Source organism: Muricoccus pecuniae, assembly GCF_014199205.1.
GTDB classification, from domain to species: Bacteria; Pseudomonadota; Alphaproteobacteria; order Acetobacterales; family Acetobacteraceae; genus Roseomonas; species Roseomonas pecuniae.
The window spans coordinates 132,498-157,494 of record NZ_JACIJD010000009.1 but is presented as its reverse complement, the minus strand read 5'-3'; the positions used below and the strand labels follow the sequence as shown (position 1 = coordinate 157,494).

The following is a 24,997-nucleotide window of genomic DNA, read 5'->3' as shown; positions in this document are numbered from 1 at the left end:
CGAGTGCTGCCCGACGTTCACGACTTTCACGCGAACGTGTCCGGGTTAACGCCCCGAAACGCTGTTCATTCCAGGGATAACGAATCATTCTTGGGAACAGAGCACGTTAATTCCAAACTTTGAGGATGAGGCCGAGTCCCATCCCAGGCCGGGACGGATATCCTGCCGGCCATGAGTTGTAGATCGCCCGATCGCGCGGCCCGACCCGGGCCAAGGCGCGAGAGGGCCCCGAGAGCGGGCGGTGCCCGCTTCCACGCCGGGGGGACACACTTCCCCCTCCCCCTCGTCCCCCCGGCGTGGACGCTTCCCCCGGCCTGGGCTAGGCGGTGGGGGTGACTGGCCCCCTTCCCCCGGCCGCCGAACCGCCCCGGGGCGGCCGGTGAGCCCCGCCCATCTCGCCCTCGCGCTGCTGACGACGATGCTGTGGGGCTTCAACTTCGTCATGATCCGAATCGGGCTGGAGAGCGGGCTGCCGCCCCTGCTGATGGCCGCGCTGCGCTTCGTCGTGGCCGCGCTTCCCGCGCTCTGGCTGCCCCGCCCGAAGATCGCGTCGCGCCGACTCGTCGCGATCGGGCTCTTCCTCTTCGTCGGGCAGTTCGCCCTGCTCTTCACCGGCATGCAGGCGGGGATGCCGCCCGGGCTCACCTCGGTGGTGCAGCAGTCCCAGGCCTTCATCACCGGCCTCTTCGCCGCGCTGCTGCTGCGCGAGCGGCTGCGGGGCCGCGCCCTCGCCGGCATGGCGGTGGCCTTCGCCGGCCTCCTCCTCATCGCCACCACCGCGGGCGGGGGCGGGGTGACGGGGACGGGGCTCGCCCTCTGCCTCGGCAGCGCGGCCTGCTGGGCGATGGGCAACGTGCTGCTGCGCGGGGCCGGCTCCTCGCCGGGCGGGGCGCTCGCCTTCATGTCCTGGCTCAGCCTCGTGCCCATCCTGCCGCTCTTCGCCCTGTCCCTGGCGATCGAGGGCCCCTCCGCGGTCGCGCATGCCCTGGCCCATCCCCGGCCGGGGGGAATCGCGGCGGTGCTCTACGTCGCGGTGGCCGCTACCTCCATCGGCTACGGCATCTGGGGGTTCCTCATGGCCCGCTATCCCGCCACCACGGTCGCGCCCTTCGCCATGCTGGTGCCGATCACCGGCGCCGCCTCCGCCGCCCTCGTGCTGGGGGAGGGGTTCGGGGCGGTGCGGCTGGCGGGCATGGCGCTGGTGCTGGCGGGGCTGGCCGTCACGGCCCTGCCCTGGGGGACTCGCAAACGCCCGAAACCGTCATAACTGCCGCAGGCGGCGTTGCCGCCCCAGGCGGCCGTCACCGCCGGGCCGGTAGCAACCGCCCGGGGCCGGTAACACCGTCCGGGGGCGGTCGTAACCGCCCGGGGCGGTAATGACCGCCCGGGGCGGAGGTGGCGTGACCGCGCCCCCGCCGCGCGCTAAGACACGCCCGCCCGCCTCCGCCATGGGCCAACCAGACACGGGAAACCCCCGCCGTGAACAAGCCGCTTCCCAACTCCCTCCGCATGGGTCCCGACAACCGGGGCCGCTTCGGCGACTTCGGCGGCCGCTTCGTGGCCGAGACGCTGATGCCCAACATCACCGAGGTGCAGGAGGCCTATGAGGCCGCCCGCAAGGACCCGGAGTTCGAGCGGGAGTGGCGGCGGCTGCTGAAGGACTATGTCGGCCGCCCCTCCCCGCTCTGGTTCGCGGAGCGGCTGACGAACCATCTCGGCGGCGCGAAGGTCTATCTCAAGCGCGAGGAGCTGAACCACACCGGCGCGCACAAGATCAACGCGGTGCTCGCGCAGATCATGCTGGCCAAGCGCATGGGCAAGACGCGCATCATCGCCGAGACCGGCGCCGGCCAGCACGGCGTGGCCACGGCCACCGCCTGCGCGCTGTTCGACCTCCCCTGCACCGTCTTCATGGGCGCGACCGACGTGGAGCGGCAGCAGCCGAACGTGTTCCGCATGAAGCTGCTCGGCGCCGAGGTGAACGCCGTCACCTCGGGCGCGGCCACGCTGAAGGACGCGATGAACGAGGCCCTGCGCTACTGGGTCGCGAACGTGCACGACACCTACTACTGCATCGGCACCGTCGCCGGCCCCGCGCCCTACCCGCAGATGGTGCGCGATTTCCAGTGCGTGATCGGCGAGGAGACGAGGGAGCAGTGCCTCGCGATGGAGGGCCGGCTGCCCGACGTGATCGTCTGCGCCGTCGGCGGCGGCTCCTCGGCCATGGGCATCTTCCACCCCTTCCTCGACGACGCGGAGGTGAAGCTGGTGGGCGTGGAAGCGGCGGGCCACGGCATCGAGAGCGGGGCCCATGCGGCCGCCATCAACGGCGGCTCGCCGGGCGTGCTGCACGGGAACAAGACCTACCTGCTGCAGGACCGCCACGGGCAGATCACCGAGGCGCACTCCATCTCCGCAGGCCTCGACTATCCCGGCATCGGGCCGGAGCACTCCTGGCTGCACGAGATCGGGCGCGTGGAGTACACGGCGGCGACCGATGACGAGGCGCTGGACGCCTTCCAGCTCCTCTCCAAGCTGGAGGGGATCATCCCCGCGCTCGAATCCGCCCACGGCCTGGCCGAGGTGATCAAGCGCGCGCCCACCATGCCGAAGGAGAGCATCATCGTGCTCAACCTCTCCGGCCGCGGCGACAAGGACATCTTCACCGTCGCCCACCACATGGGGGCGTCGCTGTGAGCGAGACGGCCGAGCCGGCGGCCAAGGGCTGCGTGGAGCCGGTGCCGGGCGGGCGCATCGCCCGGCGCTTCGCCGATCTCAGGGCCGAGGGCCGCGGGGCGCTGATGCCCTTCCTCATGGCCTACGACCCCGATCCCGCGACCAGCCTCGCCATCCTGCGCGGCATGCCGGGGGCGGGGGCGGACCTGATCGAGATCGGCGTTCCCTTCACCGACCCCGCGGCCGACGGGCCCACGGTGCAGAAGGCGGGGCAGCGGGCGCTGAAGGCGGGCGGCTCGCTCGCCGGCGCGCTCGCCATGGTCAGGGACTTCCGGCGCGACGACGAGGACACGCCCCTCATCCTGATGGGCTATCTCAACCCCATCCTCGCCTACGGCCCCGAGCGCTTCTGCGAGGACTGCCGCTGCTCCGGCGTGGACGGGCTGATCGTCGTGGACATGCCGCCGGAGGAGGCGGAGGAGCTGCAGCCCTACGCGCAGGGGCTGGACATGGTCCGGCTGGTGGCGCCCACCACCCTCGAATCCCGCCTGCCCACCGTGCTCGATGGCGCGAGCGGCTTCATCTACTACGTCGCCATCACCGGCATCACCGGCACGCGCTCGGCCGAGGCCGCCGACCTCGCCGCCGCCATCCCGCGCGTGCGGGCGGCGACCGATCTCCCCGTGGCCATCGGCTTCGGCGTGCGCACGCCGCAGCAGGCGGCGGAGGCGGTACGCGCGGCGGACGGCGCCGTCGTCGCCTCCTCCCTCATCGAGATCCTGGTGGGGACGCTGGATGACCAGGGGCGCGCGACGAAGGGCACGGTGCGCGCGGTGCTCGACGGCGTGCGGGCGCTCGCCGAGGGCGTGCGCGGCGCGCGGGAGTAGGGGCCAGAGCATTTTCAAGCCGGGTGGAAACACCCGGCGGCTCGGAAAATGCGACAAAGCAAGAGGCTAGAGCGGTTGCCGTGAGCCAGGGCGAACGGAAAACGCTCTAGCCCGACAGCAGGCTCGCCGCCACCCGCGCCGCGACCTCGATGGAGAGGAGGATCGGGCAGCGGAGGTGGCGGGCCATGACCGCCTTGTCCTCCCGCCGGTAGGACATGCAGTCCAGCACCACGAGGTCGGGGCCGCGGGCCGCCATGTCCCGCGCCGCCGCCTCGACCGCCTCCTCTTCCGAGAGCGGGGTGAGGGGCAGGGCCACCACCTCCAGCCCCGGCCGGGCGCGCCCGGCCGTCAGCACGGGCACCTGCTCCTCCACCGGCACGAAGAGGCCGAGGCGCCCCGCGGGCAGCAACACGGCGGAGAGGGCGTTCAGCACCTCCGAGGGCAGGACGAGGCCGGCCCGCCGCGGCAGGCCGGGGAAGGCGCCGGTGCAGAGGAGCAGCGCGGGGCCGCCATCCCCCAGCCTCCCGGCCAGGCGCTCGGTGACGGCGGCCTTGGAGATCTTCGCCGTCTCGCCCGAGGGGAGCACGGTGAAGAGCGTGTCGGCATCGCCCCGCGGCGCGGCGTCCCGCGCGATCGCGTCCCGCGTCATGCCGTCCAGCGCGCCCTCCAGGCGGATGGGCAGGCCCGGCACGGCGAGCGCGATCTGCCGCTCCACCTCCGGCCGCGGCGCCTGGCCGACGACGAGGACGCGCAGGGGCTGGGGCATGGGCGGGCACCTCGTGGCGGCCGGGGAGTGATCGCCGGGGCGCCGGCCCCGCAGCGCCGACCATGGCGGGCGGCGGCCGGGCCTCGCAAGCCCTCTCCCTCACGGGCTGGACGGCCGCCCGCGGGGCCCGCTTAATCCCGCGACGCGCGCCGAGGATGCGGCGTGCCCGGGAAGGAAAGCGCCATGTCCAGCCTCAGCACCGCCGTCGCCGCCCCCATCAAGGCTCTGCGCGGGCTCGCCCTCGCCGCCGCGTTCGCTCTGGGCGGCACCAGTGCCCAGGCCCAGTCGCAAGCCCCGTCGCAAGCCCAATCGCCCCGCCCCGCCGTGACGGCGCTGGAGGAGCGCCCGGCGACGGCGATCTTCATCGGCAACAGCTTCTTCTACTACAACAACTCCATGCACGGTCACCTGCGCAGCCTCATCACGGGCGCGGGCGACACGCGGCCCTTCTCGGGCGTCTCCGTCACCATCAGCGGCTCGGGCTTCGACTGGCACGACGTCGAGTCCTATTTCCGCCCGAACGCGGTGGGCGGCTACAGCTTCGACGAGAGCAACAACATCGTCTTCAACAACCGCGCCCGGCTGTTCGACATCGCTGTGATGATGGATTGCAGCCAGTGCCCGATCCATCCGCGCCTGTCCTCGGTCTTCACCGACTACGCGAAGCGCCACAGCGACACCGTGCGGCGCCACGGCGCGAAGCCGGTGCTGTTCATGTCCTGGGCCTATGCCGACAAGCCGGAGATGACCGAGCAGCTCGCCGAGGCCTATACCCGCGCGGGCAACGACAACAACGCGCTCGTCATCCCCGCCGGCCTCGCCTTCGCCCGCAGCGTGAAGGAGCGGCCCGAGCTGAACCTCTACGTCTCGGACAAGCGGCATCCGAGCCTTGCCGGCACCTATCTCGCGGCGGCCACCACCTATGCGGCGATCTTCGCCGCCTCGCCCGAGGGCAACCGCTACACCGCCGGGCTGGAGCCGGAGACGGCGCGCTTCCTCCAGTCCGTCGCCTGGGCGACGGTGCGCGACTATCTCGGCACGCGGCGCGCGGCGAACTAGCGGCTCGCTTCACCCGGCAAACGGCGGGGCGAGCGGCAGGGCGATCCGGCAGGACAGGCCGTCGGGACGGAGCTCGATGCCCGTCTCCCCGCCCAGGGCGAAGGCGAGCGTCCTCTCGATCACGTCCCAGCCGAAGCCCTGCCACTCGCCCGGCGCCTCCGGGCGCGGCGCCCCTCTCTCCTGCCAGTCGATCAGCAGGCGGCGCTCCGCCCCCTGCCCCTCCACGGCCCAGGCCACGCGGAGCCGCCCGGCGGGGGAGGCGAGGGCGCCCCGGCGCGCGGCATTCGCGGCCAGCTCGTGCAGCGCCAGGGCGAGCGGCTCGGCCATCCCTGGCGGCAGGAGGACGGGCGGCCCCTCCAGCACGGTTCCCTCCCCGGCGCCGCCGAGCGAGGCGATCTCCTCCAGCAGCAGGGTCTCCAGCCCGATTCCCGCCCCGGCGGGAAGGCTGCGGGCGCGGCCGAGGGCGGCCAGCCGGTCCTCCACCGCGCGCCCCTCCTCGGGCGAGGCGAGGCCGCGCGCGGCGATGGCGCGCAGCGTGCCGAGCAGGGCGCGGGTGCTCTCGCGCAGCGCCTCGGCGCGCGGGTGGGGGCCGCCTCCCCTCGTCGCGTCGCGCTGGATGGAGAGCCAGTGCGTCACCGCCCCATCGGGCCCGAGGACCGGCAGCACGATCCACTCGTTGAGATAGGCCGTGCCGTCCCGCCGGTAGTTCATCGTGGCGCCGATGAAGCTCCGCCGCTCGTCCAGCTCCCGCCGCAGCCGGTCCAGCTCGGCCCTGTCGGTCCGCTCCCCCTGGAGGATGCGGGGCGTGCGGCCGAGAAGCTCGGCCGCCGGATAGCCCGTGACCCCCTCGAACTGCGCGTTGACGTAGCGGATGACCGGCCCCGGCGGGTCGAGCGGCGCGTCGGTGATGACGACGGCGAGGCCCGCGACGTCGAGGGCCGTGCCCAGCACCGCGGCGCTCAGCGCGCCGACGCTGCCGGACAGGTCCGGCAGGCCCGCCGCTTCAGCCCCCGCCGCTTCAGCCCCCCCCGCTTCAGCCCCCCCCGCTTCAGCCATTGCCGGCGGGGCCGGGGGCGCCACCCCCACGCTCCAGCGCCTCGGCCAGGCGGCGGAGTTGCCGGCGGGTCTGGTGAAGCTGGTCGAGCAGGCCGAGCACCACGGGCATGGCCGATTCGCCCACCTCCATCTCCTCCTCCAGCTCCAGGATCAGGCGGCAGCGCGCCACGTCGATCTCCTGGAACAGGAGGCGCCCGGCCCGCCGGTCCGGCCGCACCCAGCCCTCGCCGACCCAGGCCTCCAGCCGCGCGGCGTCCAGGCCCGAGACGCGCGCCAGCACCGCCTCGAAGCTGATCATGCCTCCCTCCGCATGGATGCGCGGGGGTCGAAGGGCCGCTCGGGCTCCCAGCCCCGCAGGAACTCCTCCAGCCGCCCGTCCACGGGGCCGAGGACGAGGCGGAGCGTCACGGTCAGGTCGCCCGCCGGCGTCCCGCCCGCTTCGGCAACGCCCCGCCCGCGCAGGCGAAGCTGCGTGCCGGCATCGGAGCGGGGCGGGACGGTGAGCATCACCTCGCCCCGAGGCGTCGGCACGGGAACCCTTGCGCCCAGCACCGCCTCGCGGAGCGTGACGGGCAGCCTCATCCGGAGGTCGCGGCCGTCCCGCTCGAAGAAGGGGTGGGGGCCGACCGCCACCTCGATCAGCGCGTCCCCGTCCGGCCCGCCGCCGCTGCCGGGGGAGCCCCGGCCGCGCAGGCGCAGCACCTGCCCGTCCTCCAGCCCCGGGGGAATGCGGACATCGAGGTCCCGCCCGTCCGGCAGGTTGAGGCGGCGGGTGGCGCCGTTCACGGCGTCGAGGAAGTCCACCGCCAGCCGGTAGTGCGCGTCCCGCCCCCGGCGCGGGCCCGCCCCGGTGCCGCCGGTGCGGAACATGCCGAGGATCTCCTCCAGCTCGTCGGGGTCGAGGCCGCCCGCCTCGCCGGACCAGCCGCCCCCGCCGAAGGGCCCGGCACCCGCGCCGGCCCCCGCACCCGCCCCCGCACGGTAGCGGGCGCCCTGCGCGCCCTCGGCATAGTCGCGGTAGTAGCCGCGCGGGGGCACCTCCTGCCCGCTCGCATCGATCTCGCCGCGGTCGTAGCGCGCGCGCTTCTCCGGGTCCGAGAGGAGGTCGTGCGCGGCGTTGGCCGCCTTGAACCGCGCCTCGGCCGCGGCGTCGCCGGGATTGAGGTCGGGGTGGTTCCTCTTCGCGATCGCGCGGAAGGCGCGGCGGATCTCCTCCGCGCTCGCGGTCCGGCTCACGCCGAGGGTCTGGTAGGGATCGTCCGACGCCATGGCGGGAAGATAACGCCCAACACCCCGCCCCGGTCCATGGGGGGCCGGGCCTCAGCCGCCGGCGAGCGGGGACTCGTCGAGGCGGGCCAGCAGGTCGGCGGGGTCCTTGTAGATCGCCACGCAGCCGGCCGCGCGCAGATCCGCTTCGGGGAAACCGCCGCAGAGCACGCCGATGCTGCGAAGCCCCGCCTTGCCCGCCGCCTCCGCGTCATAGGGCGTGTCGCCGATGACGACCGCCTCGGAGGCCTCGATCCCCTCCAGCCGCGACAGGGCGGCCTGGAAAATATCGGGGAAGGGCTTCGAGCGCTCGGCATCGTCGGAGGAGGTCTCGATGTCCACGAGGTCCGTGATGCCGGCCCGCTCCTTGTAGGTCTGCAGCTCCTCGGCCTTGGCGGAGGAGGCGAGGGCGATGCGGATGCCCCTCTCCCGCAGGCGGAGGAACAGTTCCCGCACGCCGGGGAAGCCGCGGACCTCGGGGAGGTAGCGGGTCTTCATCACCTCCGAGCGGTGCTTCTCCAGATCCTTCCCCCTGGCCTCCAGCTCTTCCGGCCCGAGGAAGACGGGCATGAGCTGGTCCCCGCCCTTGCCGATCTGGCCGCGGACCTCGTCGAAGCCGACGTCGTGGCCGAAGTCGCGGAAGGCGTCCTGCCAGGCATGGGCGTGGAGGTCGACGGAATCGACCAGGGTTCCATCGACGTCGAAAATGGCGGCACGGACCATGGCCCTGAACTCCCGTTGCATCCGGCGTAACGCGACGGCGCGCAGGGAGGCGCCTCACCTCTGCGTGGCCGCCCAGAGGGCGGGTGCGTGGCCGCCCGGAGGACGGGTGCGTGGCGGTCGGGAGGACGGGTGCATGGCCCGCCCGGGGACAGGGCGCGACCGCCCGAAGGGCCGCTGCATGGCTGCCGGGAGGCCTGCCATGCCGCCTGCCTCTTGCGCGCCGCGGCCGGACGCGACTACCTCCGCCCGCCGGCACCCCGACGGGCCGGCGGATAGGGCTTGGGATGAACTGGATCTCCGACTGGGCGCTGCCCAAGATACAGACGCTGTTCGGCGCCAAGCGCGACGTGCCGGAGAACCTCTGGATCAAGTGCCCCCATTGCGGGGAGATGATCTTCCACCAGGATCTCGAGCGGAACCTGCATGTCTGCCCGAAATGCGGGCACCACATGCGGATCGAGGCCGCGCGCCGCCTGGACTACACCTTCGATCCCGGCTGGCAGCGCATCGAGCTTCCCCGCGCGCCCGCCGACCCCCTCCGCTTCCGCGACCAGCGCCGCTACGGCGACCGGTTGCGGGAGGCGCAGCAGAAATCCGGCATGGACGACGCGATCGCCGTCGCCCACGGCATGATCGAGGGCCACCCCGCCGTCGCCGCCGCCTTCGAGTTCTCCTTCATGGGCGGCTCCATGGGCGCGGGCGTGGGCGAGGGCATCGTCACCGCCGCGCGGCTGGCCGTGCTGCAGGACGCGCCGCTGATCGTCTTCACCGCCTCCGGCGGGGCGCGGATGCAGGAGGGCGCGGTCTCCCTCATGCAGATGCCGCGCACGGTGATCGCGACGCGCATGGTGAAGGAGGCCGGGCTGCCCTTCATCGTGGTGCTCTGCGACCCCACGACGGGCGGCGTGACCGCGAGCTTCGCCATGCTGGGCGACATCCAGATCGCCGAGCCCGGCGCGCTGATCGGCTTCGCCGGCGCCCGCGTGATCGAGCAGACCGTGCGCGAGAAGCTGCCCGAGGGCTTCCAGCGCGCGGAGTACCTGCTGGAGCACGGCATCCTCGACATGGTGGTGCGCCGCCAGGAGATGCGCGCCACCCTCGCCCGGCTGATCGGCTTCCTCCGCCCGCCCGCCCCCGCGCCGCTGGCCGAGGAGGTCGCCCCGCCCCCGCCGCCCGTCCCGGCGGCGGAGTAGCGAGCCCCGCCCCCGCCCCGGGGGCGGCCCCGGCCGGGGCGCGCCGGCCCCTCTGACCCGGACACCCGTCCATGGCCGATGCCTCCGCTACCTCCCAGGACACCAGCCCGGGCATCTCTGGCGGCACCCCGGGCGACACTCCCTGGGGCGCCCCCGCCGGGCTCCGCGCCGCGCCCGGTGCCGGCCGGTCCGAGGCGATCATCGACCGGCTGCACGCGCTCCACCCCAGGCTGATCGACCTCAGCCTCGACCGGCTGCGGCGCCTGCTGGACGCCATGGGCAATCCCGAGCGGCGCCTGCCGCCCGTGGTCCATGTCGCCGGCACCAACGGCAAGGGCAGCACCTGCGCCTTCCTCCGCGCGGTGGCCGAGGCCGCGGGGCAGCGCGTGCACGCCTACACCTCCCCCCATCTCGTGCGCTTCCACGAGCGCATCCGCCTCGCCGGACGGCTGGTGGAGGAGGATGTCCTGGCCGCCGCGCTGGAGGAGGTGGAGGCGGCCAATGCCGGCCAGCCGATCACCGTCTTCGAGATCACCACCGCCGTCGCCCTGCTACTTTTCAGCCGGGTGCCCGCCGACCTGCTGGTGCTGGAGGTCGGGCTCGGCGGACGTTTCGACGCGACGAATGTGGTGGACCGCCCGGCGGCCTGCTGCATCGCCTCCATCTCCATGGACCACACGGATTTCCTCGGCGACCGGCTGGAGGCGATCGCGGGGGAGAAGGCGGGCATCATCAAGCCCGGCATCCCCGTGGCAACCGGCGACCAGCGCCCCGAGGCGATGGCGGTGCTCGAGGCCGAGGCGGCCGCCCGCGGCGCCCCCCTGCTGGCCCGCGGCCGCGACTGGTGGGCGGAGTGGGAGGGCGAGGGCCTTCTCTTCCGCGACGCCCGCGGCACCCTCCGCCTGCCCCGCCCCTCCCTGCCCGGCCCGCACCAGGCCGACAACGCCGGCATCGCCCTCGCCGCCCTGCGCGCCTGGAACCCGCCCTGGCTGACCGATGAGGCCCTGGCGCGGGGAATCGCCTCGGCAAGCTGGCCCGCCCGGCTGCAGCGGCTGCACGGCGCCCTGGCGGCCCGCCTGCCCGAGGGCTGGGAGTTGTGGCTGGATGGCGGCCACAATGCCGGGGCGGGCGAGGCCCTGGCCGGGCAGCTCCGTGCCTGGGGGGACCGGCCGCTGCACCTGATCGTCGGGATGAAGAAGTCGAAGGCGGTGGCGGACTTCCTCGCCCCGCTGCTGCCCCATGCCGCGGCGCTCTGGGCCGTGGCCGAGCCCGGCCAGCACCTCGCCGTCCCGCCGGAGGAGATCGTCGCGGCCTCCGGCGGTGTGGCGCGGGTAGGGCCGCGCGTGGCGGAGGCGCTGGCCGCGCTTCCGGGGCCGCCGGGGCGCGCACTGATCTGCGGCAGCCTCTATCTCGCGGGCGAGGTGCTGAAGGCGGACGGGAGCCTGCCGGAGTAGGGGAACGCGGCCGCTCCGGAAGGGCAGACCCCGGCCCCGGCCCGAGCGGGTTCCGCTCTCCCCCGGCGATTTATCGCCTCAGGCGATCAGCTCGCGTTGATGACCCGCACGGCCCGGCTGCCCGTGCCGGAATACATGGCCTGATCGCGGGCGACCGTCTCCGCCTCCACCCGCTTCGCCTCGCGGGCGCGGAGCGTCTGCAGCTCCGCCTGCGCGGCTTCGCCGACGCGGATGCGCGCCCGCGCGCGGCGGCGACCCGGCCCGCCGGCCGCCCAGGAGATGAAGGCGCCGAGCAGGAAGGCGAGCGCCGAGACGAGCAGCACGGCCAGCGCCAGCGGCGTCTGCCAGGTCAGGTCGAAGGGCCAGAACCCGACCGAGACGGGCTGCATGTTCGACACGGCGAAGAGCACGAGCACGAGCATCAGCGGGAGGATCAGCAACCAGCGCCACATGGGGCGGAACTCCTGTGGTGTCAGCCGTTGGAGGCGGTGCTTCCGCCCCGGGACTGCTGCAGCGGGCCGCCATTCACCCGCTCGCGCAGCTCCTTGCCCGGCTTGAAATAGGGAACGGCCTTGCCGGACACCGCAACGGACTCGCCGGTGCGGGGGTTGCGGCCCGTGCGCGGGTCGCGCTTCTTCGCGGAGAAGGCGCCGAAGCCGCGCAGCTCCACCCGGTCCCCGCGCGAGAGCGCGGCGGTGATCTCCTCGAAGATCGTCGCCACGATCAGCTCGACGTCGGGCTGCCGCAGATGCGGGTTGGCCGCCGCCAGGGCCGCGATGAGTTCCGACTTGGTCATCCGGCGCGCGTCATCCCCAACCCTCGCTACTGCCGCGCAGGCTGCCAAAGCGCCCAGGCGCCGTCAACGCGAAGTCCTTCTGAAAGAAGGCTTTTCAGCGATTCGGCCAGGGTGGCCCCGAGGGTGGCCCCGAGGGCGGTCCCGAGACTCTCCCCCACCAGGTCGCCCAGGCCGCGATCGGTCAGGTCCCGCGCCCGGAGGTCCCGCACGGGCAGGTCCTCCTCGATTCCGTGGGCTGAGGCGAGATGGGCGCGCGCCTCCGGCTCGCCCCCGATCGCGTCCACCAGCCCGGCGGCGAGGGCCTGGCGGCCAGTCATGATGCGGCCGTCCGCGATGGCGCGCACCCGCTCCTCCGGCATCCGGCGGCCCTCGGCCACCATGCGCACGAACCCCGCGTGCAGGTCCTCCACCACGGCGCGCAGCGCGGCGCGGCCCTCGTCGGTCAGCGGGCGGAAGGGGCTGGGCTGATCCTTCAGCGGGCCGGAGGTGATCGCCTCCGCCCGCACCCCGAGCGAGCGCAGCGCCTCCTGCCCGTCGAAGGACTGGAGGAGCACGCCGATGGAGCCGGTCACGCTGCCCTCGCGGGCGAAGATGCGCTCGGCCGGCATGGCGATCATGTAGCCGGCCGAGGCGGCGGTGCCGCCGAAGACGGCGACGAGCGGCTTGGCCCGGCGGAAGCGGGTGAGCGCGGCGTGCAGCCCTTCCCCGCCGGCCACCGTGCCGCCGGGGCTGTCCACCGCCAGCACCATGCCGCGGACGTTCGAGGCCTTGGCGGCGCGGTCGATCGCCTCCACCAGACGGCGATCGTCGGTGATGGTGCCGGAGACGGTGAGGCGCAGCAGGTGCGGGCCGCGCAGGGCAACGAAGCCGCCCGCCTCCCCGCCCCTGCTGCCGAAGGCGAGGGCCAGCCCGCCGAGGAGGGCGAGCACGGCGAGCGCCCGCCAGAGGCCCCGGCTGCGCTTCAGACGGCGGCGGTCGAGCAGCAGGTCCGCCTCCAGCCCGCCGGTTCCGGGCCGCGGGGTCACGTCCGGCCGCGGGGCGTTCCCGGGGGGCGCCGCATCCCAGGGCCGTGCCGCAGGGGCGGAAGGAGCGGCGGGCTGCGCGGCGGCGCCGGGCGGGATCGGGGAGGCGGGGGGTGGCTCGGGGCTTGCCATGCCCGCTCTATGCGCGAGGCCGCCCGTCCGCGCCAGGGGCGGCCATGACCGGCGGCCAGGGCGGGCGATCAGGGCCGCTCATCACGGCCTACGTGACACGGCGCCGCGCCGCCCGGTATGACGTCGCCCGCCGCGGCCGGGGCGGGCGGGCGATCCGCTCCTCCCCGCCGCGCCGGACACCCTCGTCGGGAAAAGCCCATGCGCCCCCTGCTGCTGGCCCTGCCGGCCCTTCTCCCCCTCCTCGCGCCCGCCGCCCTCGCGCAGGAGGAGGTGCAGTCCCGCGCGGTCGCCAGGGGTGTCACGCCGCGCTCGACCGGGGATGCGGGCTGCGACGAGGCCGCCTCCGCTTGGCGCGCCTGCATCGCCGCCTCGCCCAAGCCGGCGCCGGACAAGGTCCAGGCGAATACCGAGGTGGACAAGTTCGTGCGCGACGTGTTCGACGCCCGCGGCGCGCATCGCGACAACCTTCTCCGCGCCTGCGGCCGCACCGCCTCGGGCTACCGGCAGATGGTGGGGAACGGCACCTGCGCGGCCAACATCACCGGCGCGCGGGACGACCAGGCCACGCGTGCGGAGGCGCCGCCCGGGTCGCTCGCGGCGCAGCGGCGGCAGCGCTAGGTCACTCTCAATGCCGGGTGGAGTCACCCGGCGCCTCGGAAAATGCGACAAAGCAAGAGGCGGGAGCGGTTGCCGTGAGCCACGGCGAACGGAAACCGCTCTAGGGCGGCACCCGCCGGCGCGGCCCGGCGGCGGGCAGGCCCGCCGCCGGAGCCCCCGCGATCAGGTCACACCTCCATCCCCGCGGTCTGCAGCAGCGTCGCGAAGGCGAGCTGCATGTCGTGCAGCGTGCGCTCGGGCTCCACATCCACCCACTCGTCCAGCGAGTGCGCCCCCGCCCCGGCGCCCGCGCTGAGGGCGATGCCGGGGATGCCCAGCGAGATGGGGATGCTCGCATCGGTGGAGCTGGCGACGGTCTTGGGCGTGAAACCGAGGGCGCGGGCGGCGGCGGCGGCGTTGGCGACCAGCTCGCTCGCCCGGTCGATCGCGCCGGCAGGGCGGTCGCCGATCTTCTTCCACTCCGCGGTGACGGCGCCCTTGGCGGTGCTGCGCGCCGCGTTCTCCGCCTCCACCGCGCGCGCCACGATGCCCTTGAAGGCGTGGTCGATGCGGGCGAGTTCCTGCGCGGAATCCGAGCGCAGGTCCACCTCCAGCCACACCTCGTTCGGGATGGAGTTCACCGAGGTGCCGCCGCCGATCACGCTCGCGCTGAAGGTCGTGCGGGGCTCGCGCGGCACCTCCATGCGGGAGAGGCCGGCGATCGCCTCGGCGAGGGCGAAGGAGGGGCTGACGAGGCCGAAATCCATGAAGCTGTGCCCGCCGGGGCCCCGGAAGGTCACGCGGTAGCGAAGCGAGCCCGTGGCGCCGGAGACGATGGTGCCCATCCCCATCGGCCCCTCGACCGAGATGAAGGCGCCGATCCGCCCGGCATAGCGCCCCTTGGTGAACAGGAAGCGGATGCCGCGCAGGTCGCCCAGCCCTTCCTCGCCCACATTGCCGACGAAGAGGATGTCGTGCCGCGTGCGGATCCCGGCCGCGTCCATGGCGCGGAGGAAGGCGAGGTTCATCGCGAGGGAGCGCGTGTCGTCCCCGATGCCCGGCGCGTAGAGCCGCGTGCCCTCCCGCCGCACCTTCAGGTCGGTGCCGGGCGGGAAGACGGTGTCGAGATGCGCGGCGAGGACGATGAGGGAGCCGTTGCCCGTGCCGCGGCGGAGGCCCATGACGTTGCCCTCCGCATCCATCTCGCACTCCTCCAGCCCGGCCTCGCGCAGCATCTCCAGATAGGCCCGGCCGCGCTCCTCCTCGCAGAAGAAGGGGGCGGGGATCTCCGTCAGGCGGATGGTCTCCTCCACGAAGCGCTCGTGGCCGGCGGCGAGGTGGCGCAGCGCCTCCCCATAGGCCGCGCTCTTCATCACCGTCTCGACCATGCCGGGCCCCCTCCGCAGAAGGCTTCCGGGATGCGACGGACGGCGCGCGATGTCCAGCCACCCGGCCCCGCGAGCCCGGTTGCGACCCTCCACGCAGGAATGCCCGGCCCTCCACAAAGCGCTTGCAACCCCACCTCCCCAGGGCCTGTTATGAGGGCTTCGGGCGGAGGGTAGCGTTGGACGCGGCGCGGCTTCTCATCGAGCTGGCGGGGGAGGCGGCGCTCCTCCTCTTCGGGCTGCATCTCGTGCAGCGGGGCGTCGAGCGCGCCTTCGGGGCGGGGCTCCGCCGCGTGGTGCGGGTGGCGCTGGGGTCGCGGCTGCGCGCCTTCCTCGCCGGGCTCGGCCTCACCGCCGCGCTCCAGAGCAGCACCGCCGCCGCGCTGATGATGGGCGGGCTGGCCGCCCAGGGCGCGCTGGCGCTGGGGCCGGCGCTGGCCGCCATGCTCGGCGCCAATGTCGGCACCGCGCTCATCATCCAGCTCCTCTCCTTCGACGTGCGGGCGGTCTTCCCGGCGCTGCTGCTGCTCGGCTGGATGGCCTTCCGCCGCCCGGCCGTGCGGCAGAGGGAGGCGGGGCGGGCCGTGATGGGGCTCGGCCTCATGCTCGCCGCGCTGCACCTGATGCTGGACAGCATGGCACCCCTCGCCGCCTCCCCCACCTTCCGCGAGGCGCTGCACCTGCTGGAGGGATCGCCCTTCCCGAGCCTCCTGGCCGCCGCGCTGCTCGCCTGGGCCATGCACTCCTCGGTGGCGGCGGTGCTGCTGGTGGGCTCGCTCGCCGGCACGGGGGCGATCGGGCCGCAGGCGGCGCTGGCCATGGTGGTGGGCGCGAATCTCGGCAGCGCTGTCACCCCCGTGCTGGCCGCGCGAGGGGAGGCGCGGGACCCCTCGCGACTGCGCCTGCCGCTCGGCAACCTGCTCAACCGCCTCGCCGGGGCGCTGCTGGCGCTCGCGCTTCTCGGCCCGCTGGCCGAGGCGCTGCGGGCGCTGGACCCCTCCCCCGCGCGGCTGGTGGCCAACGCGCATCTCGGCTTCAACCTCGTCCTCGCCCTCGCGACCCTGCCCCTGCTCGGGCCGCTCGCCCGCGGGCTGGAGCGGCTGCTGCCCCCGCCGCCCGCGGCCGCCGATGCCGCGGCGCCGCGCTACCTCGACCCCGGGGCCGTCTCCACCCCGGCGGTCGCCCTCTCCAACGCCGCGCGGGAGGTGCTGCGGATCGCGGACGAGGTGGAGGCCATGCTGCGGGACGCCTCGGCCGCCCTCCGCCGCGCCGATATCGACCGCGCCCGCGCGACCGCCCGGCGGGACGACGTGGTGGACGGGCTGCACCGCGCCGTCCACGCCTATCTCGCCGGCCTCCCGCGCGAGGACCTCTCCCCCGCCGAGGTTGCGCGGCTGGAGGAGATCCGCGACGTCGCCATCCTGCTGGAGCATGTGGGCGACATGGTGGAGCGCGGCCTTGCCCGCCACGCGACCCGCGCCGCCCGGCGCGGCACCGCCCTGCCCCCCGGTCTCGCCGAGGAGCTGGTCGGGCTGCACGGCCGGGCCATCGCCCAGCTCCGCCTCGCCGTCGCGGTCTTCATGGGCGGGGACGCGGCCGCGGCGCGGGGGCTGGTGGAGGAGAAGGAGAGCTGGCGCCTAGCCGAGCGCGCCGCCGCGGCCCGCCTCGGCGCCTGCACCGACGACGCCTCCGCCGCCACGGCCCGGCTGGCGCTGGATGTGACGCGCGACCTCAAGGGCATCGCCGGGCATCTGGCGGCGGTCGGCCACCCCGTGCTGGAACGGGAGGGAATGCTGCGCGTCAGCCGGCTGCGCGCGGCGCCGGCGGCTTAGCGGGAACCGGTGTGGCGGTGGAAACCCGTCATCCGAAAATCCGGCCCTCCCCGAGCGCGGACGGGAATGCACGGCCTCGGGACGGTGGCCTGTCCCGGCCCCGCGCGGACAGGCTCAGGGCCGGTTCAGGCGCTGCACGGTGGCCCGGATCTCGGCCGCTCCACCGACCGATGGATCATCAGCCCTTCGATGAGGGCATCCAGCACCAGCCGCATGTTCCCGGCGGTCCTCCCGCCGAGATGGACGCTTGTACGCATCCGGGGAACACTCCGGCGAGCGGGGAAGGAGAAGGACGGCCATGCGCACCGAACGCGAGAAGATGCTGGCCGGAGAGCTCTACGATGCCCTCGACCCCGGCCTCGTCGCGGACAGGGCCAGGGTCCGGGACCTCTGCCAGCGGCTCAACGCCTCCCGCGAGGCGGAGGAGGAGCTGCGCCGGGACCTCTGCCGGAGGATCTTCGGCCAGGGCGGGGACACGGTCTGGATGCAGCCGCCCTTCTACTGCGACTACGGCACCAACATCGAACTGGGCGAGCGCGTCTTCTTCAACTTCAACTGCGTGGTCCTCGATGTCTGCCGCGTCCGAATCGGCGCCTACACCTTCTTCGGCCCCGCCGTTCAGATCCTCACGCCGATGCACCCGATGGATGCGGCCCTCCGCCGCCAGCAGGAATACGGCAAGCCGGTCGAGATCGGGTCGGACGTGTGGGTCGGGGCGGGGGCGCTCATCCTGCCCGGCGTGACGGTCGGATCGGGCAGCGTGATCGGGGCGGGCAGCGTCGTGACGCGCGACATCCCGGCCGGGGTCTTCGCGGCGGGCAATCCCTGCCGCGTCATCCGGACCATCACCGCGGACGAGCGCGCCTCGCACGGCTGATGCCCAGGGCGGGCCGGTGGCCGGTCGGGGCGCCGCGCCGGGGCTCCACGGCACGGTTGCCCACGCGAAATCTATCCCGCCCGCCGCCTTCCCGTGGCACCCTGGGCGCATGAGTCCGCGCGCACTCTCCAACGATGCCTTGCAGGAGGCGATCCGGGACGCTTTCGAGGCCCTCGACGCCGCGTCGGAACGGGCGCTGGAGGCCCAGAACATTGCGCTCCTCCACTCGCGGCGGGACGTTCTGATGGAGGAGGCCCGGCGGCGCGGGATCCGGGTGCCGCTGCATCCCCGGCCGATCTGCATCGAGCCCTGGTGGGTGTCCTACACCCCCGAATACGACGACCCCATCCGCGCCGCCCTCGACGCCTACAAGGCGGCCTCGCGCGCCGGGGCGGAGCCGGCAGAGCTGGACCGCCTCTGGGCCGTGCTGCGGCGCGCGCAGGCGGCCAAGCTGGCGGTGATCTACCCCTCCCAGCCCGGACCCTACCGCCCGCTTCCCTTCACCCCGGCGGCGCCGCGCTTCATGGCGCGCGTGCAGCGGCGCGCCTGACCCCGCCTATTCCAGGCGCTGCGTTCCCTCCCGCATCGCCCGCTCGGCCAGCACGCCCTCCAGCAGGGCGAAGAAGTGGCGGCCGTCATTCACGAGGTAGCGGTGCGCCGATTCGGGGTGGTGCTGCAGGTTCAGCGTCATCCCCGGGGAGGCCAGCCACACCTCCATGAAGCGGCGCAGCGCGTCCACGTCCATCGGGTGCCGCCCGTGCAGCCAGGCGATGGAGCAGGACCGCGCGCCGTAGACCCCCTCGTCCAGGTTCACGCGCCGGGGGATACGGAGGATGTTCGCGCGCAGCTCCGGCCAGCCCAGCGCCGCCGCGGCGTCCAGGTTCACCTGCGGGTTGCTCACCAGCGCGTTCGCGTTCCAGCGGAGCGCCCAGCGCAGCGCGGCATAGCCCGCCATGGAGGAGCCGAAGAACACCACCTTCTCTGGCGCGTAGCCCGCGAGCACGCCCTCCACCACCGCGTCGTATCCCGCCCCCGCGTCCTCGCCGAGGTAGAAGCTGTTGGCGGGGTCGCGCAGCGCCAGCAGGTCGCCCTTCCAGGACCGCTCCGCCGTCTCCAGCGCGGCGTAGCGCTCGCCGTTCTTGTGGGTGGCCATCGTCACGAGCAGGCGCGGCGCGCCCTCATCCCCCTCGCGCGCCAGATGCACGTAGGGGATCGCGCCGAGGCGGCGCTCGTGCCGGGAGAGAATGGCGTCGTATGCCTCAGCGTCCCTCACGCCCGCCTCTCTCCAGCACCGCCCGCATCTCCGTCACCGCCTCGGGCGGCAGCGCCCGGATCGAATCGGCCAGCCGGTTGGCCAGCTCCGTCACCTCCGGCGGGAGGCCCGCCGTGTCCAGCACCACCCGGGGGCGGGAGAGCCGGGCCAGCCGCGTCAGCTCGTCCGCATCGTCCCAGATGAGGCCGAGATACTCGCAGACCTGGTGCACCAGCCCCACCGAGGGCGCGCCGCGCCGCCCGTGCTCCAGCGCCGAGAGATAGGCGGCCGAAACCTGCATGGCCGCGGCCATCTGGGCGAGGGTGACGCCGCGCTCCGCCCGCCAGCGCCGCAGCCGCGCACCGAAGGGCGTCACCGCCGCCGGCGCAGCAGGAGATGGACGGCCCCCGTATTCGCCCGGTGCGGATGCGCCGCCCCGAGGATGAGCGGGCGCAGCGAGGGCAGGTTCAGCCAGTGCGGCAGCTCCCGCCTGAGAATGCCGCCCTCCCCGCCGCCCTTGCCCGTGACGATGGCGACGCAGCGCACGCCGTCCGCATGGGCGTTGCGGAGGAAGGCGAGGGTGGCGCCATGCGCTTCCTCGGCCCGGCGGCCGTGCAGGTCCAGCGTGCGCTCCGGCCGGGTCTTGCCGCGCCGGAGGTCGCGCCAGCGGCGCTCGTCCATCCCCGCGCCGGGCTGGCCCACGGCGAGGGCCGGCACCGGGGCGGCGAGGCGGGCGCGCGGGGCCGGCGCGGCCTCCGCCGGGGCGGGCGGCGCGGGGGAGGCATCGGGCGGCGGGGGCGCGGGCGGCGGCGGCGCGTCGCGCCCGGGCAGCGCCTCCACCGCGTTCAGCGAGAGATAGGCGTGCCAGAGCGCCCGCTCCGAGGCCGTGACGTTGCGGGGGCGGCGCGCCATCAGTCCGCCGGGTTGGCGATCTCGCCCGGCCGCGCCACGGGCTCCCGCGCCGCCTCCGGGCGGGGGTCCGCGATCTCGGAAAGGATCGTGCGGGCGGCGGGTTCGTCCTCCACCAGCACGACATGCAGGCGGCGCGGGCCGTGGGCGCCGAGCTCCAGCGTCTGCTCGATATCGGCCGAGCGGGAGGGGCCGGTGACGAACATGATGTTGCGCGGCATGAAGCCGCCCGAGGGTTCCGCCCCCGCGCGCTCCGCCCGCAGCCGGTCCCAGGCCTCCTCATAGGCGCCGACGATGGCCGAGGCGCGGATCACCGCGATCTCCGTCTCGGGCAGCAGGTTCAGCGTCGTCGGGCGGGTGGGGTCGGAGGGGAAGAGCAGCGTCCCCGTCTCGGCCACCGCCGCCCAGGCGTGCTGGACGGAGACGGCGTCGTCCGCCCGGGCGCGGCGCGTCTCGAAGGCGAGCATCGGGCGCTCGGACCAGGGCAGCTCCGTCAGCTCCGGATGCGGCGCCATGACGAAGCGCGGCTCCAGGTTCTGGGCGGCGAGGTAGTCGGCGACGGCGGCGGGGACGGAGGCGGCGTCCGGCACGCGCTCGATCGTGCCGAACTCCTTCTCCACGTTGCGCACGAAGAGCGCGATCTGCTCGGCCCGCGGGACGCGGGAGCGGGCGGGGATGAGGTGGCGCGGATGGGTGGCGAGCCGCCCGTCCAGCATGGCCCTCTGGTCCGCCGGCAGCGGCCCGCGCTTCAGCCCGCGCCGGATGGCGCCGAGGATGCCCTCGCGGCTGCTCATCGGTGCCTCTGCTGCGCGGCGTAGCGTGCCATGAAGGTGCCGCCGGGCTCCGGCGCCGGCAGGTCCCGCCCGCGGGTCCAGCCCCCGGCCAGCGGCAGGCTGCGGAAGCGCCCGCGGCCCCGGCCGAGCAGGGCGAGCGCCCCCATGCCGAGGCGCGAGGCCGCGCGGTACAGAGACGGGCGCTTGGCGAAGAAGGCCCAGACGCCCAGCCCGTTGCGGATGGTCGAGGGCGTCAGGTGCCGCTCGAACTCCCTCTCCCGCCAGTGGCGCATCATCTTGGGCAGCGGGATCTTCACGGGGCAGACGCTCTCGCAGCGGCCGCAGAAGGTGGAGGCGTTGGGCAGGTGCCCCGCCTTGTCCACCCCGACGAGGGAGGGCGTCAGCACCGACCCCATCGGCCCCGGATAGACCCAGCCATAGGCGTGCCCGCCCGTGACGCCGTAGACGGGGCAGTGGTTCATGCAGGCGGCGCAGCGGATGCAGCGGAGCATCTCGCCGAACTCCGTGCCCACCATGTTCGAGCGACCGTTGTCGATGAGCACGACGTGGTAGGCCTCGGGCCCGTCGAGGTCGCCCGCGCGGCGCACGCCGGTGGAGAAGGTGGTGTAGACGGAGAAGTCCTGGCCCGTGGCGCTGCGCGCGAGCAGCCGCAGCAGGGAGGTGCAGTCCTCCAGCGTCGGCACGACCTTCTCGATGCTGGCCAGCGCGATGTGGACGCGCGGCAGCGTCTGCGTCAGGTCCCCGTTGCCCTCGTTCGTCACGATGACGGAGGTGCCGGTCTCGGCGATGAGGAAGTTGGCGCCGGTGATGCCGACATCGGCGGCCAGGAAGCGCTGCCGCAGCTTCGCCCGCGCCTCGGCCATGATGTCCCGCCGCTCGTTGAAGACGCGGTCCTTCGGCAGGTCGGTATGCGCGGCGCGGAAGCGCTTCTCCCAGTCCTCCCGGTTCAGGTGGAAGGCGGGGGCGATGATGTGGGAGGGCGGCTCGTCCACGAGCTGGAGGATGTACTCGCCGAGATCGGTCTCGACGGGGGTGATCCCGTTCCTCTCCAGGTGCTCGTTGATCCCGATCTCCTCGGAGATCATGGACTTGCCCTTGGTGACGGTGCGCGCATCCGCCTCCCGGCAGATTCGCAGCACGGTCGCCCGCGCCTCCTCGGCGTCCCGGCACCAGTGGACCTGGCCGCCATTGGCGATCACGTTCCGCTCGAAGGTCTCGAGGTAGTGGTCGAGATGGGCGAGGGCGTGGTTCTTGATGTCGCGCCCGATCTCGCGCAGCCGCTCGAACTCGGGCAGGGCCGCGACCGCCTGGGCGCGCTTGGAATGGAAGCCCGACCCGCCCCGCTTCAGGGCTTTCTGAAGCTGCGGGTCGGCCAGGGCGCGGGCGGCGCGACGCTTGAAATCGGGGGAGGTGAGCGCGACCATCCCCCCTATCTAGCGCGCCGCCCCGCCTTTCGGAATGGCTGCCCTGAGGGAGCCGTCAGGAGCCCTCAGGAAAGCATCGTGCCGCCGGGCGCCCCGCCCTGGGACCCGCCGGCGCCCTGGCCGCGGCGGGACTGCCACAGCGCCACGAAGTCGATCGGCGTCAGCGCCACGGGCATGAAGCCGCCGTCCCGCGTGACGTCGGAGAGGATGTTGCGCGCGAAGGGGAAGAGCAGGCGCGGGCACTCCACCAGCAGCACGGGCTCCAGCACGTCCGGCTGGACGTTGATGGTGAACAGGCCGGCATAGGCCAGCTCCGCGATGAAGGCGGTGGCGCCGTCGCCCGTCTTGGCGTCAGCCCGGATCTGCAGCGTCACCTCGAAGAGGTTGCCGCCCTCCTGCAGGGCGCGGGCCTGCACGTCGAGCGCCACGTCGATCCGCGGCTGCTCGCGCATCGTGGTGTAGATCTCCGGCGCGCCGGGCACCTCGAAGGAGAGGTCCTTCACATATTGCAGGTTCACCACCAGCGGCGCCTGGGGCTGGCCCGGGTCGCCGTTGGGAAGGTTGGCGGGCGGCGGCAGGTCGGACATGGGATCGGGCCTTGCTGGTCTGGCGTGGGCGGGTGGTGGCGTGGCGCGGCGGGGTAGCACGCGCGGCACGCGCTGTCAGGCGGGGACCGCCCCCCCCCGGAGGGTGGCGCGGCCCCCGATAGGGCCCGCGCCGGCCCGCTCAGGCCCGCAGCCGTGCCGCGAGGCTCCCGACGGCGTCGCGCAGGGCCTCGCCCTGGCGGGAGACCTCCTCGGCGGCCCCGTGCAGCTCGGAGGCGGCGGCGGTGGTCTTCTCCGCGCCCTGGCCGAGCTGGACCACCGCATCCGAGACCTCGCTCGTGCCGCGGGCGGCCTGGGCCACGTTGCGGGCGATCTCCTGCGTCGTCGCGCCCTGCTGCTCCACCGCGCCGGCAATGGCGGCCGCGATCTCGCTGGACCGGTCCACCGTGGCGCCGATGCCCCGGATGGCCTCCACCGCGGAACCCGTGACGGTCTGCATCTCGGCGATCTGGCGGCTGATCTCCTCGGTGGCCTTGGCGGTCTGGCTGGCGAGGGACTTCACCTCGCTCGCCACCACGGCGAAGCCCTTGCCGGCCTCGCCCGCCCGCGCCGCCTCGATCGTGGCGTTGAGCGCCAGCAGGTTCGTCTGACCCGCGATGTCCCCGATCAGCCGCACCACGTCGCCGATGCGCTGGGCGGCCTCGCTGAGCCCGCGGATGGTGGCGTCGCTGGCGCTGGCCTCGGCGGCGGCGCGCTGGGCGACGCTCGCGGCCTCGCCCACCTGCCGGGTGATCTCGCCGACGCTGGCGGCCATCTCCTCGGCCGCGGCGGCCACGGCGCCGACATTGCCGCTGGCCTCGCCCGCGCCGATGGCGGCGGCGCCGGCCTGGGCGGCGGTGTGCTGCGCGTTCTCGGAGACCGTGCCGGAGGAGCGCCGCATGACGGCGGCGGAGGCGACGAGGGAGGCCGCGACCCCGCCGAGCGAGCGCTCCACCTCCTCGGCCAGGGCGAGCTGGGCCTGGCGGCGCTCCCCCTCTCCCCGGGCGCGAAGGGCCGCGGCCTCCTGCTCCAGCGCGCGCGCCTGGCGCGAGGCGTCCCGCAGGACAAGAAGGGCGGAGGCGAGGCGGCCGACCTCGTCGGCGCGGCCCGTGGCGGGAAGCTCGGTTTCCAGCTCCCCGGCGGCGAGGCGGTCGGTCGCGTCGGCCAGGGCCGAGAGCGGGCCGGTGACGCGGCGGAGCACGATCCAGCCGGTGCCCGCGGCAACCGCCAGGGCAAGGGCGAGAAGCGCAAGGGCGAGGGAGACGCGGCCCCTCTCCTCGGCGACGATCGCGGTGGCCCGGGCCTCGCTCGCGCGCCCCGCCGCGTGCATCACCTGGAGCAGCGTGCCGAGCTGGGCGGTGGTGGTCTCCACGAAGCGGGCAGGCTCCATGGGATAGCTGCCCATGACGGCGCCGGCGCGGACCATCTCGTCGGCCAGGTTGCGGAAGCCGGTGAAGTACTCCCTCTTCGCGGTGGCGACCGCCTCGACGAGGGCCGCGTGGGTGGCGGGATCCGTCTCGTTGGCGAGGTTGCCGAGCATGTTCCAGAGCAGGTCCACCCGGGCGCGGATGGTGGCGTTCTGGGCGACCCTGTCGGGCGCCACGGGCTGCCCCGCGCTCATCGCCGACGAAACATTGGAGCGCTCGGCGCCAGCGACGTCCCGCAGGCGCCAGCCGATCTCCTTCACCACGGCGAGGCGGGCGAGGACCGGGTCGCTCGCCGCGACGGCGTGGGAGGCGGGGAACCAGACGGCCAGCGCCGCCTCCACCGAGGCGGAGATCGTGGGGATGAAGTCACGGCGCAGCGCCTCGTCGCGCTGCTCGCGGGGAAGGCGGAGGGCGGCGTCGGCGCGGCGGCGGAAGTCATCTGCGCGGTCCAGCGCGGCGCGCAGCTTGCCGAGCAGGGCGTCGCGGTTAGGGAAGTCCTGGGCGGCGAGGGTTTCGAGGCCGGGGGCGAAGTTGGCGGCCACGGCGGCGCGGCGGGCCTCGATCTCGCGCAGCACCTCCGGGCCGGCGGGTGCCGGGGCCTGGAGGGCGTTGTTGGTGGCCAGGCGCTCCATCAGCACCTCGAACAGCCCGGCGGCGAAGCGGTTCGCGCCCTGGTCGGCCTCCCGCGCGGCCTCGGCCTCATGGAGAGCGGCCGTGTCCCGCGCGACGAGCCAGCCGAAGGCGCCGGCGGCCAGGACGGAGAGCGCCGTGACCGCCCCGAGCAGGGAGGCGCGGATCGACAGCCCGCGCCGGCCCGGCATGGAAGAGGTTGCAGTGGACATGAGGACTCCCGCCTGGGTGATCGAACCGGGCGGGGGCTTACGGA

The 24,997-nt window shown here is 74.3% G+C and carries 26 protein-coding genes; 10 read left to right on the top strand and 16 right to left on the bottom strand.

The features are described from left to right. Nucleotides 1-379: 379 nt before the first annotated feature. The 3 genes from FHS87_RS11595 to trpA all read left to right on the top strand — a co-directional run bounded on the left by FHS87_RS11595 (nucleotide 380) and on the right by trpA (nucleotide 3,563). Entirely contained in the window at nucleotides 380-1,267 is an 888-nt protein-coding gene (locus FHS87_RS11595) for an EamA family transporter (protein ID WP_184518131.1), read from the top strand. 212 nt (nucleotides 1,268-1,479) lie between these two features. Further along, nucleotides 1,480-2,697 carry a tryptophan synthase subunit beta gene (gene trpB, locus FHS87_RS11590; RefSeq protein ID WP_456306614.1) on the top strand — a complete coding sequence of 406 codons (1,218 nt, stop codon included), beginning with the start codon at nucleotides 1,480-1,482 and terminating at the stop codon, nucleotides 2,695-2,697. Then, complete coding sequence (gene trpA / locus FHS87_RS11585) at nucleotides 2,694-3,563, top strand: tryptophan synthase subunit alpha (protein WP_312861970.1); 870 nt, start codon at nucleotides 2,694-2,696, stop codon at nucleotides 3,561-3,563. Before trpB ends, trpA begins: the two co-directional genes overlap by 4 nt. A 106-nt stretch (nucleotides 3,564-3,669) precedes the next feature. Here the strand turns inward: trpA and FHS87_RS11580 are convergent, their stop codons facing one another. Beyond that, nucleotides 3,670-4,329: an AroM family protein gene (locus tag FHS87_RS11580; RefSeq protein ID WP_184518128.1), complete on the bottom strand. Its 660-nt coding sequence runs from the start codon at nucleotides 4,327-4,329 to the stop codon at nucleotides 3,670-3,672. A 183-nt stretch (nucleotides 4,330-4,512) separates the two neighbouring features. Here FHS87_RS11580 and FHS87_RS11575 point away from each other — a divergent pair, with 183 nt between their 5' ends. Continuing rightward, on the top strand, nucleotides 4,513-5,388 hold the full coding sequence (locus tag FHS87_RS11575; protein ID WP_184518125.1) for a hypothetical protein: 876 nt from the start codon (nucleotides 4,513-4,515) through the stop codon (nucleotides 5,386-5,388). Nucleotides 5,389-5,397: 9 nt separating this feature from the next. On the opposite strand, the gene FHS87_RS11570 is transcribed toward FHS87_RS11575, so the two are convergent. The 4 genes from FHS87_RS11570 to FHS87_RS11555 are packed head-to-tail and all read right to left on the bottom strand — an operon-like array spanning nucleotide 5,398 to nucleotide 8,433. Continuing rightward, the gene (locus FHS87_RS11570) at nucleotides 5,398-6,444 is read right to left on the bottom strand and encodes a PAS domain-containing protein (protein WP_184518122.1); all 1,047 of its coding nucleotides are present in this window, start codon (nucleotides 6,442-6,444) and stop codon (nucleotides 5,398-5,400) included. Beyond that, complete coding sequence (locus FHS87_RS11565; RefSeq protein WP_184518119.1) at nucleotides 6,437-6,742, bottom strand: chaperone modulator CbpM; 306 nt, start codon at nucleotides 6,740-6,742, stop codon at nucleotides 6,437-6,439. Before FHS87_RS11565 ends, FHS87_RS11570 begins: the two co-directional genes overlap by 8 nt. Then, nucleotides 6,739-7,713 (bottom strand): DnaJ C-terminal domain-containing protein, encoded by a 975-nt coding sequence (locus tag FHS87_RS11560; protein WP_184518117.1) that lies wholly within the window; start codon nucleotides 7,711-7,713, stop codon nucleotides 6,739-6,741. Before FHS87_RS11560 ends, FHS87_RS11565 begins: the two co-directional genes overlap by 4 nt. 51 nt (nucleotides 7,714-7,764) lie before the next feature. Beyond that, complete coding sequence (locus tag FHS87_RS11555; protein ID WP_184518114.1) at nucleotides 7,765-8,433, bottom strand: HAD family hydrolase; 669 nt, start codon at nucleotides 8,431-8,433, stop codon at nucleotides 7,765-7,767. Nucleotides 8,434-8,717: 284 nt separating this feature from the next. On the opposite strand from FHS87_RS11555, the gene accD reads away from it, so the two are divergent. Both accD and FHS87_RS11545 read left to right on the top strand, forming a co-directional pair. Next, the gene (gene accD / locus FHS87_RS11550) at nucleotides 8,718-9,626 is read left to right on the top strand and encodes an acetyl-CoA carboxylase, carboxyltransferase subunit beta (protein WP_184518111.1); all 909 of its coding nucleotides are present in this window, start codon (nucleotides 8,718-8,720) and stop codon (nucleotides 9,624-9,626) included. 71 nt (nucleotides 9,627-9,697) lie between these two features. Then, nucleotides 9,698-11,080, top strand: coding sequence for a bifunctional folylpolyglutamate synthase/dihydrofolate synthase (locus FHS87_RS11545; RefSeq protein ID WP_184518109.1), 1,383 nt, complete (start codon nucleotides 9,698-9,700; stop codon nucleotides 11,078-11,080). Between the two features lie 86 nt (nucleotides 11,081-11,166). Here the strand turns inward: FHS87_RS11545 and FHS87_RS11540 are convergent, their stop codons facing one another. From FHS87_RS11540 to sppA, 3 genes are read right to left on the bottom strand one after another with little or no spacing between them, the layout of a single operon-like run. Then, the gene (locus tag FHS87_RS11540; RefSeq protein ID WP_184518106.1) at nucleotides 11,167-11,532 is read right to left on the bottom strand and encodes a LapA family protein; all 366 of its coding nucleotides are present in this window, start codon (nucleotides 11,530-11,532) and stop codon (nucleotides 11,167-11,169) included. A 20-nt stretch (nucleotides 11,533-11,552) separates the two neighbouring features. Next, nucleotides 11,553-11,876 carry an integration host factor subunit beta gene (gene ihfB, locus FHS87_RS11535; protein WP_184518103.1) on the bottom strand — a complete coding sequence of 108 codons (324 nt, stop codon included), beginning with the start codon at nucleotides 11,874-11,876 and terminating at the stop codon, nucleotides 11,553-11,555. Nucleotides 11,877-11,902: 26 nt separating this feature from the next. Beyond that, the gene (gene sppA, locus FHS87_RS11530) at nucleotides 11,903-13,030 is read right to left on the bottom strand and encodes a signal peptide peptidase SppA (RefSeq protein ID WP_184518101.1); all 1,128 of its coding nucleotides are present in this window, start codon (nucleotides 13,028-13,030) and stop codon (nucleotides 11,903-11,905) included. Between the two features lie 198 nt (nucleotides 13,031-13,228). On the opposite strand from sppA, the gene FHS87_RS11525 reads away from it, so the two are divergent. Continuing rightward, the gene (locus FHS87_RS11525) at nucleotides 13,229-13,648 is read left to right on the top strand and encodes a hypothetical protein (RefSeq protein WP_184518098.1); all 420 of its coding nucleotides are present in this window, start codon (nucleotides 13,229-13,231) and stop codon (nucleotides 13,646-13,648) included. Nucleotides 13,649-13,815: 167 nt separating this feature from the next. Here FHS87_RS11525 and FHS87_RS11520 read toward each other — a convergent pair whose 3' ends face one another. After that, nucleotides 13,816-15,015 (bottom strand): M20/M25/M40 family metallo-hydrolase, encoded by a 1,200-nt coding sequence (locus tag FHS87_RS11520; RefSeq protein ID WP_184518095.1) that lies wholly within the window; start codon nucleotides 15,013-15,015, stop codon nucleotides 13,816-13,818. A gap of 176 nt (nucleotides 15,016-15,191) precedes the next feature. On the opposite strand from FHS87_RS11520, the gene FHS87_RS11515 reads away from it, so the two are divergent. The 3 genes from FHS87_RS11515 to FHS87_RS11505 all read left to right on the top strand — a co-directional run bounded on the left by FHS87_RS11515 (nucleotide 15,192) and on the right by FHS87_RS11505 (nucleotide 18,271). Then, the gene (locus FHS87_RS11515) at nucleotides 15,192-16,844 is read left to right on the top strand and encodes a Na/Pi cotransporter family protein (protein WP_184518065.1); all 1,653 of its coding nucleotides are present in this window, start codon (nucleotides 15,192-15,194) and stop codon (nucleotides 16,842-16,844) included. Between the two features lie 298 nt (nucleotides 16,845-17,142). Further along, entirely contained in the window at nucleotides 17,143-17,721 is a 579-nt protein-coding gene (locus FHS87_RS11510; RefSeq protein WP_184518061.1) for a sugar O-acetyltransferase, read from the top strand. 109 nt (nucleotides 17,722-17,830) lie between these two features. Next, nucleotides 17,831-18,271, top strand: a complete 441-nt coding sequence (locus FHS87_RS11505; protein ID WP_184518058.1) for a hypothetical protein — start codon at nucleotides 17,831-17,833, stop codon at nucleotides 18,269-18,271. A gap of 6 nt (nucleotides 18,272-18,277) precedes the next feature. On the opposite strand, the gene FHS87_RS11500 is transcribed toward FHS87_RS11505, so the two are convergent. The 7 genes from FHS87_RS11500 to FHS87_RS11470 form a co-directional block, all read right to left on the bottom strand. Beyond that, a complete protein-coding gene (locus FHS87_RS11500) occupies nucleotides 18,278-18,994 on the bottom strand; it encodes a hypothetical protein (protein ID WP_184518055.1) in 717 nt (238 codons plus the stop codon). Beyond that, nucleotides 18,981-19,349, bottom strand: a complete 369-nt coding sequence (locus tag FHS87_RS11495) for a helix-turn-helix domain-containing protein (RefSeq protein WP_184518052.1) — start codon at nucleotides 19,347-19,349, stop codon at nucleotides 18,981-18,983. The genes FHS87_RS11500 and FHS87_RS11495 overlap by 14 nt, the downstream gene beginning before the upstream one ends. Beyond that, nucleotides 19,346-19,885 carry a Smr/MutS family protein gene (locus tag FHS87_RS11490; protein WP_184518049.1) on the bottom strand — a complete coding sequence of 180 codons (540 nt, stop codon included), beginning with the start codon at nucleotides 19,883-19,885 and terminating at the stop codon, nucleotides 19,346-19,348. Before FHS87_RS11490 ends, FHS87_RS11495 begins: the two co-directional genes overlap by 4 nt. Continuing rightward, nucleotides 19,885-20,676, bottom strand: a complete 792-nt coding sequence (locus FHS87_RS11485) for a LutC/YkgG family protein (RefSeq protein ID WP_184518046.1) — start codon at nucleotides 20,674-20,676, stop codon at nucleotides 19,885-19,887. Before FHS87_RS11485 ends, FHS87_RS11490 begins: the two co-directional genes overlap by 1 nt. After that, the gene (locus FHS87_RS11480; RefSeq protein ID WP_184518044.1) at nucleotides 20,673-22,100 is read right to left on the bottom strand and encodes a LutB/LldF family L-lactate oxidation iron-sulfur protein; all 1,428 of its coding nucleotides are present in this window, start codon (nucleotides 22,098-22,100) and stop codon (nucleotides 20,673-20,675) included. The genes FHS87_RS11485 and FHS87_RS11480 overlap by 4 nt, the downstream gene beginning before the upstream one ends. Before the next feature lie 65 nt (nucleotides 22,101-22,165). Next, on the bottom strand, nucleotides 22,166-22,687 hold the full coding sequence (gene secB / locus FHS87_RS11475) for a protein-export chaperone SecB (RefSeq protein WP_184518041.1): 522 nt from the start codon (nucleotides 22,685-22,687) through the stop codon (nucleotides 22,166-22,168). Nucleotides 22,688-22,826: 139 nt separating this feature from the next. Then, on the bottom strand, nucleotides 22,827-24,953 hold the full coding sequence (locus tag FHS87_RS11470; RefSeq protein WP_184518038.1) for a methyl-accepting chemotaxis protein: 2,127 nt from the start codon (nucleotides 24,951-24,953) through the stop codon (nucleotides 22,827-22,829). Nucleotides 24,954-24,997: the final 44 nt, after the last annotated feature.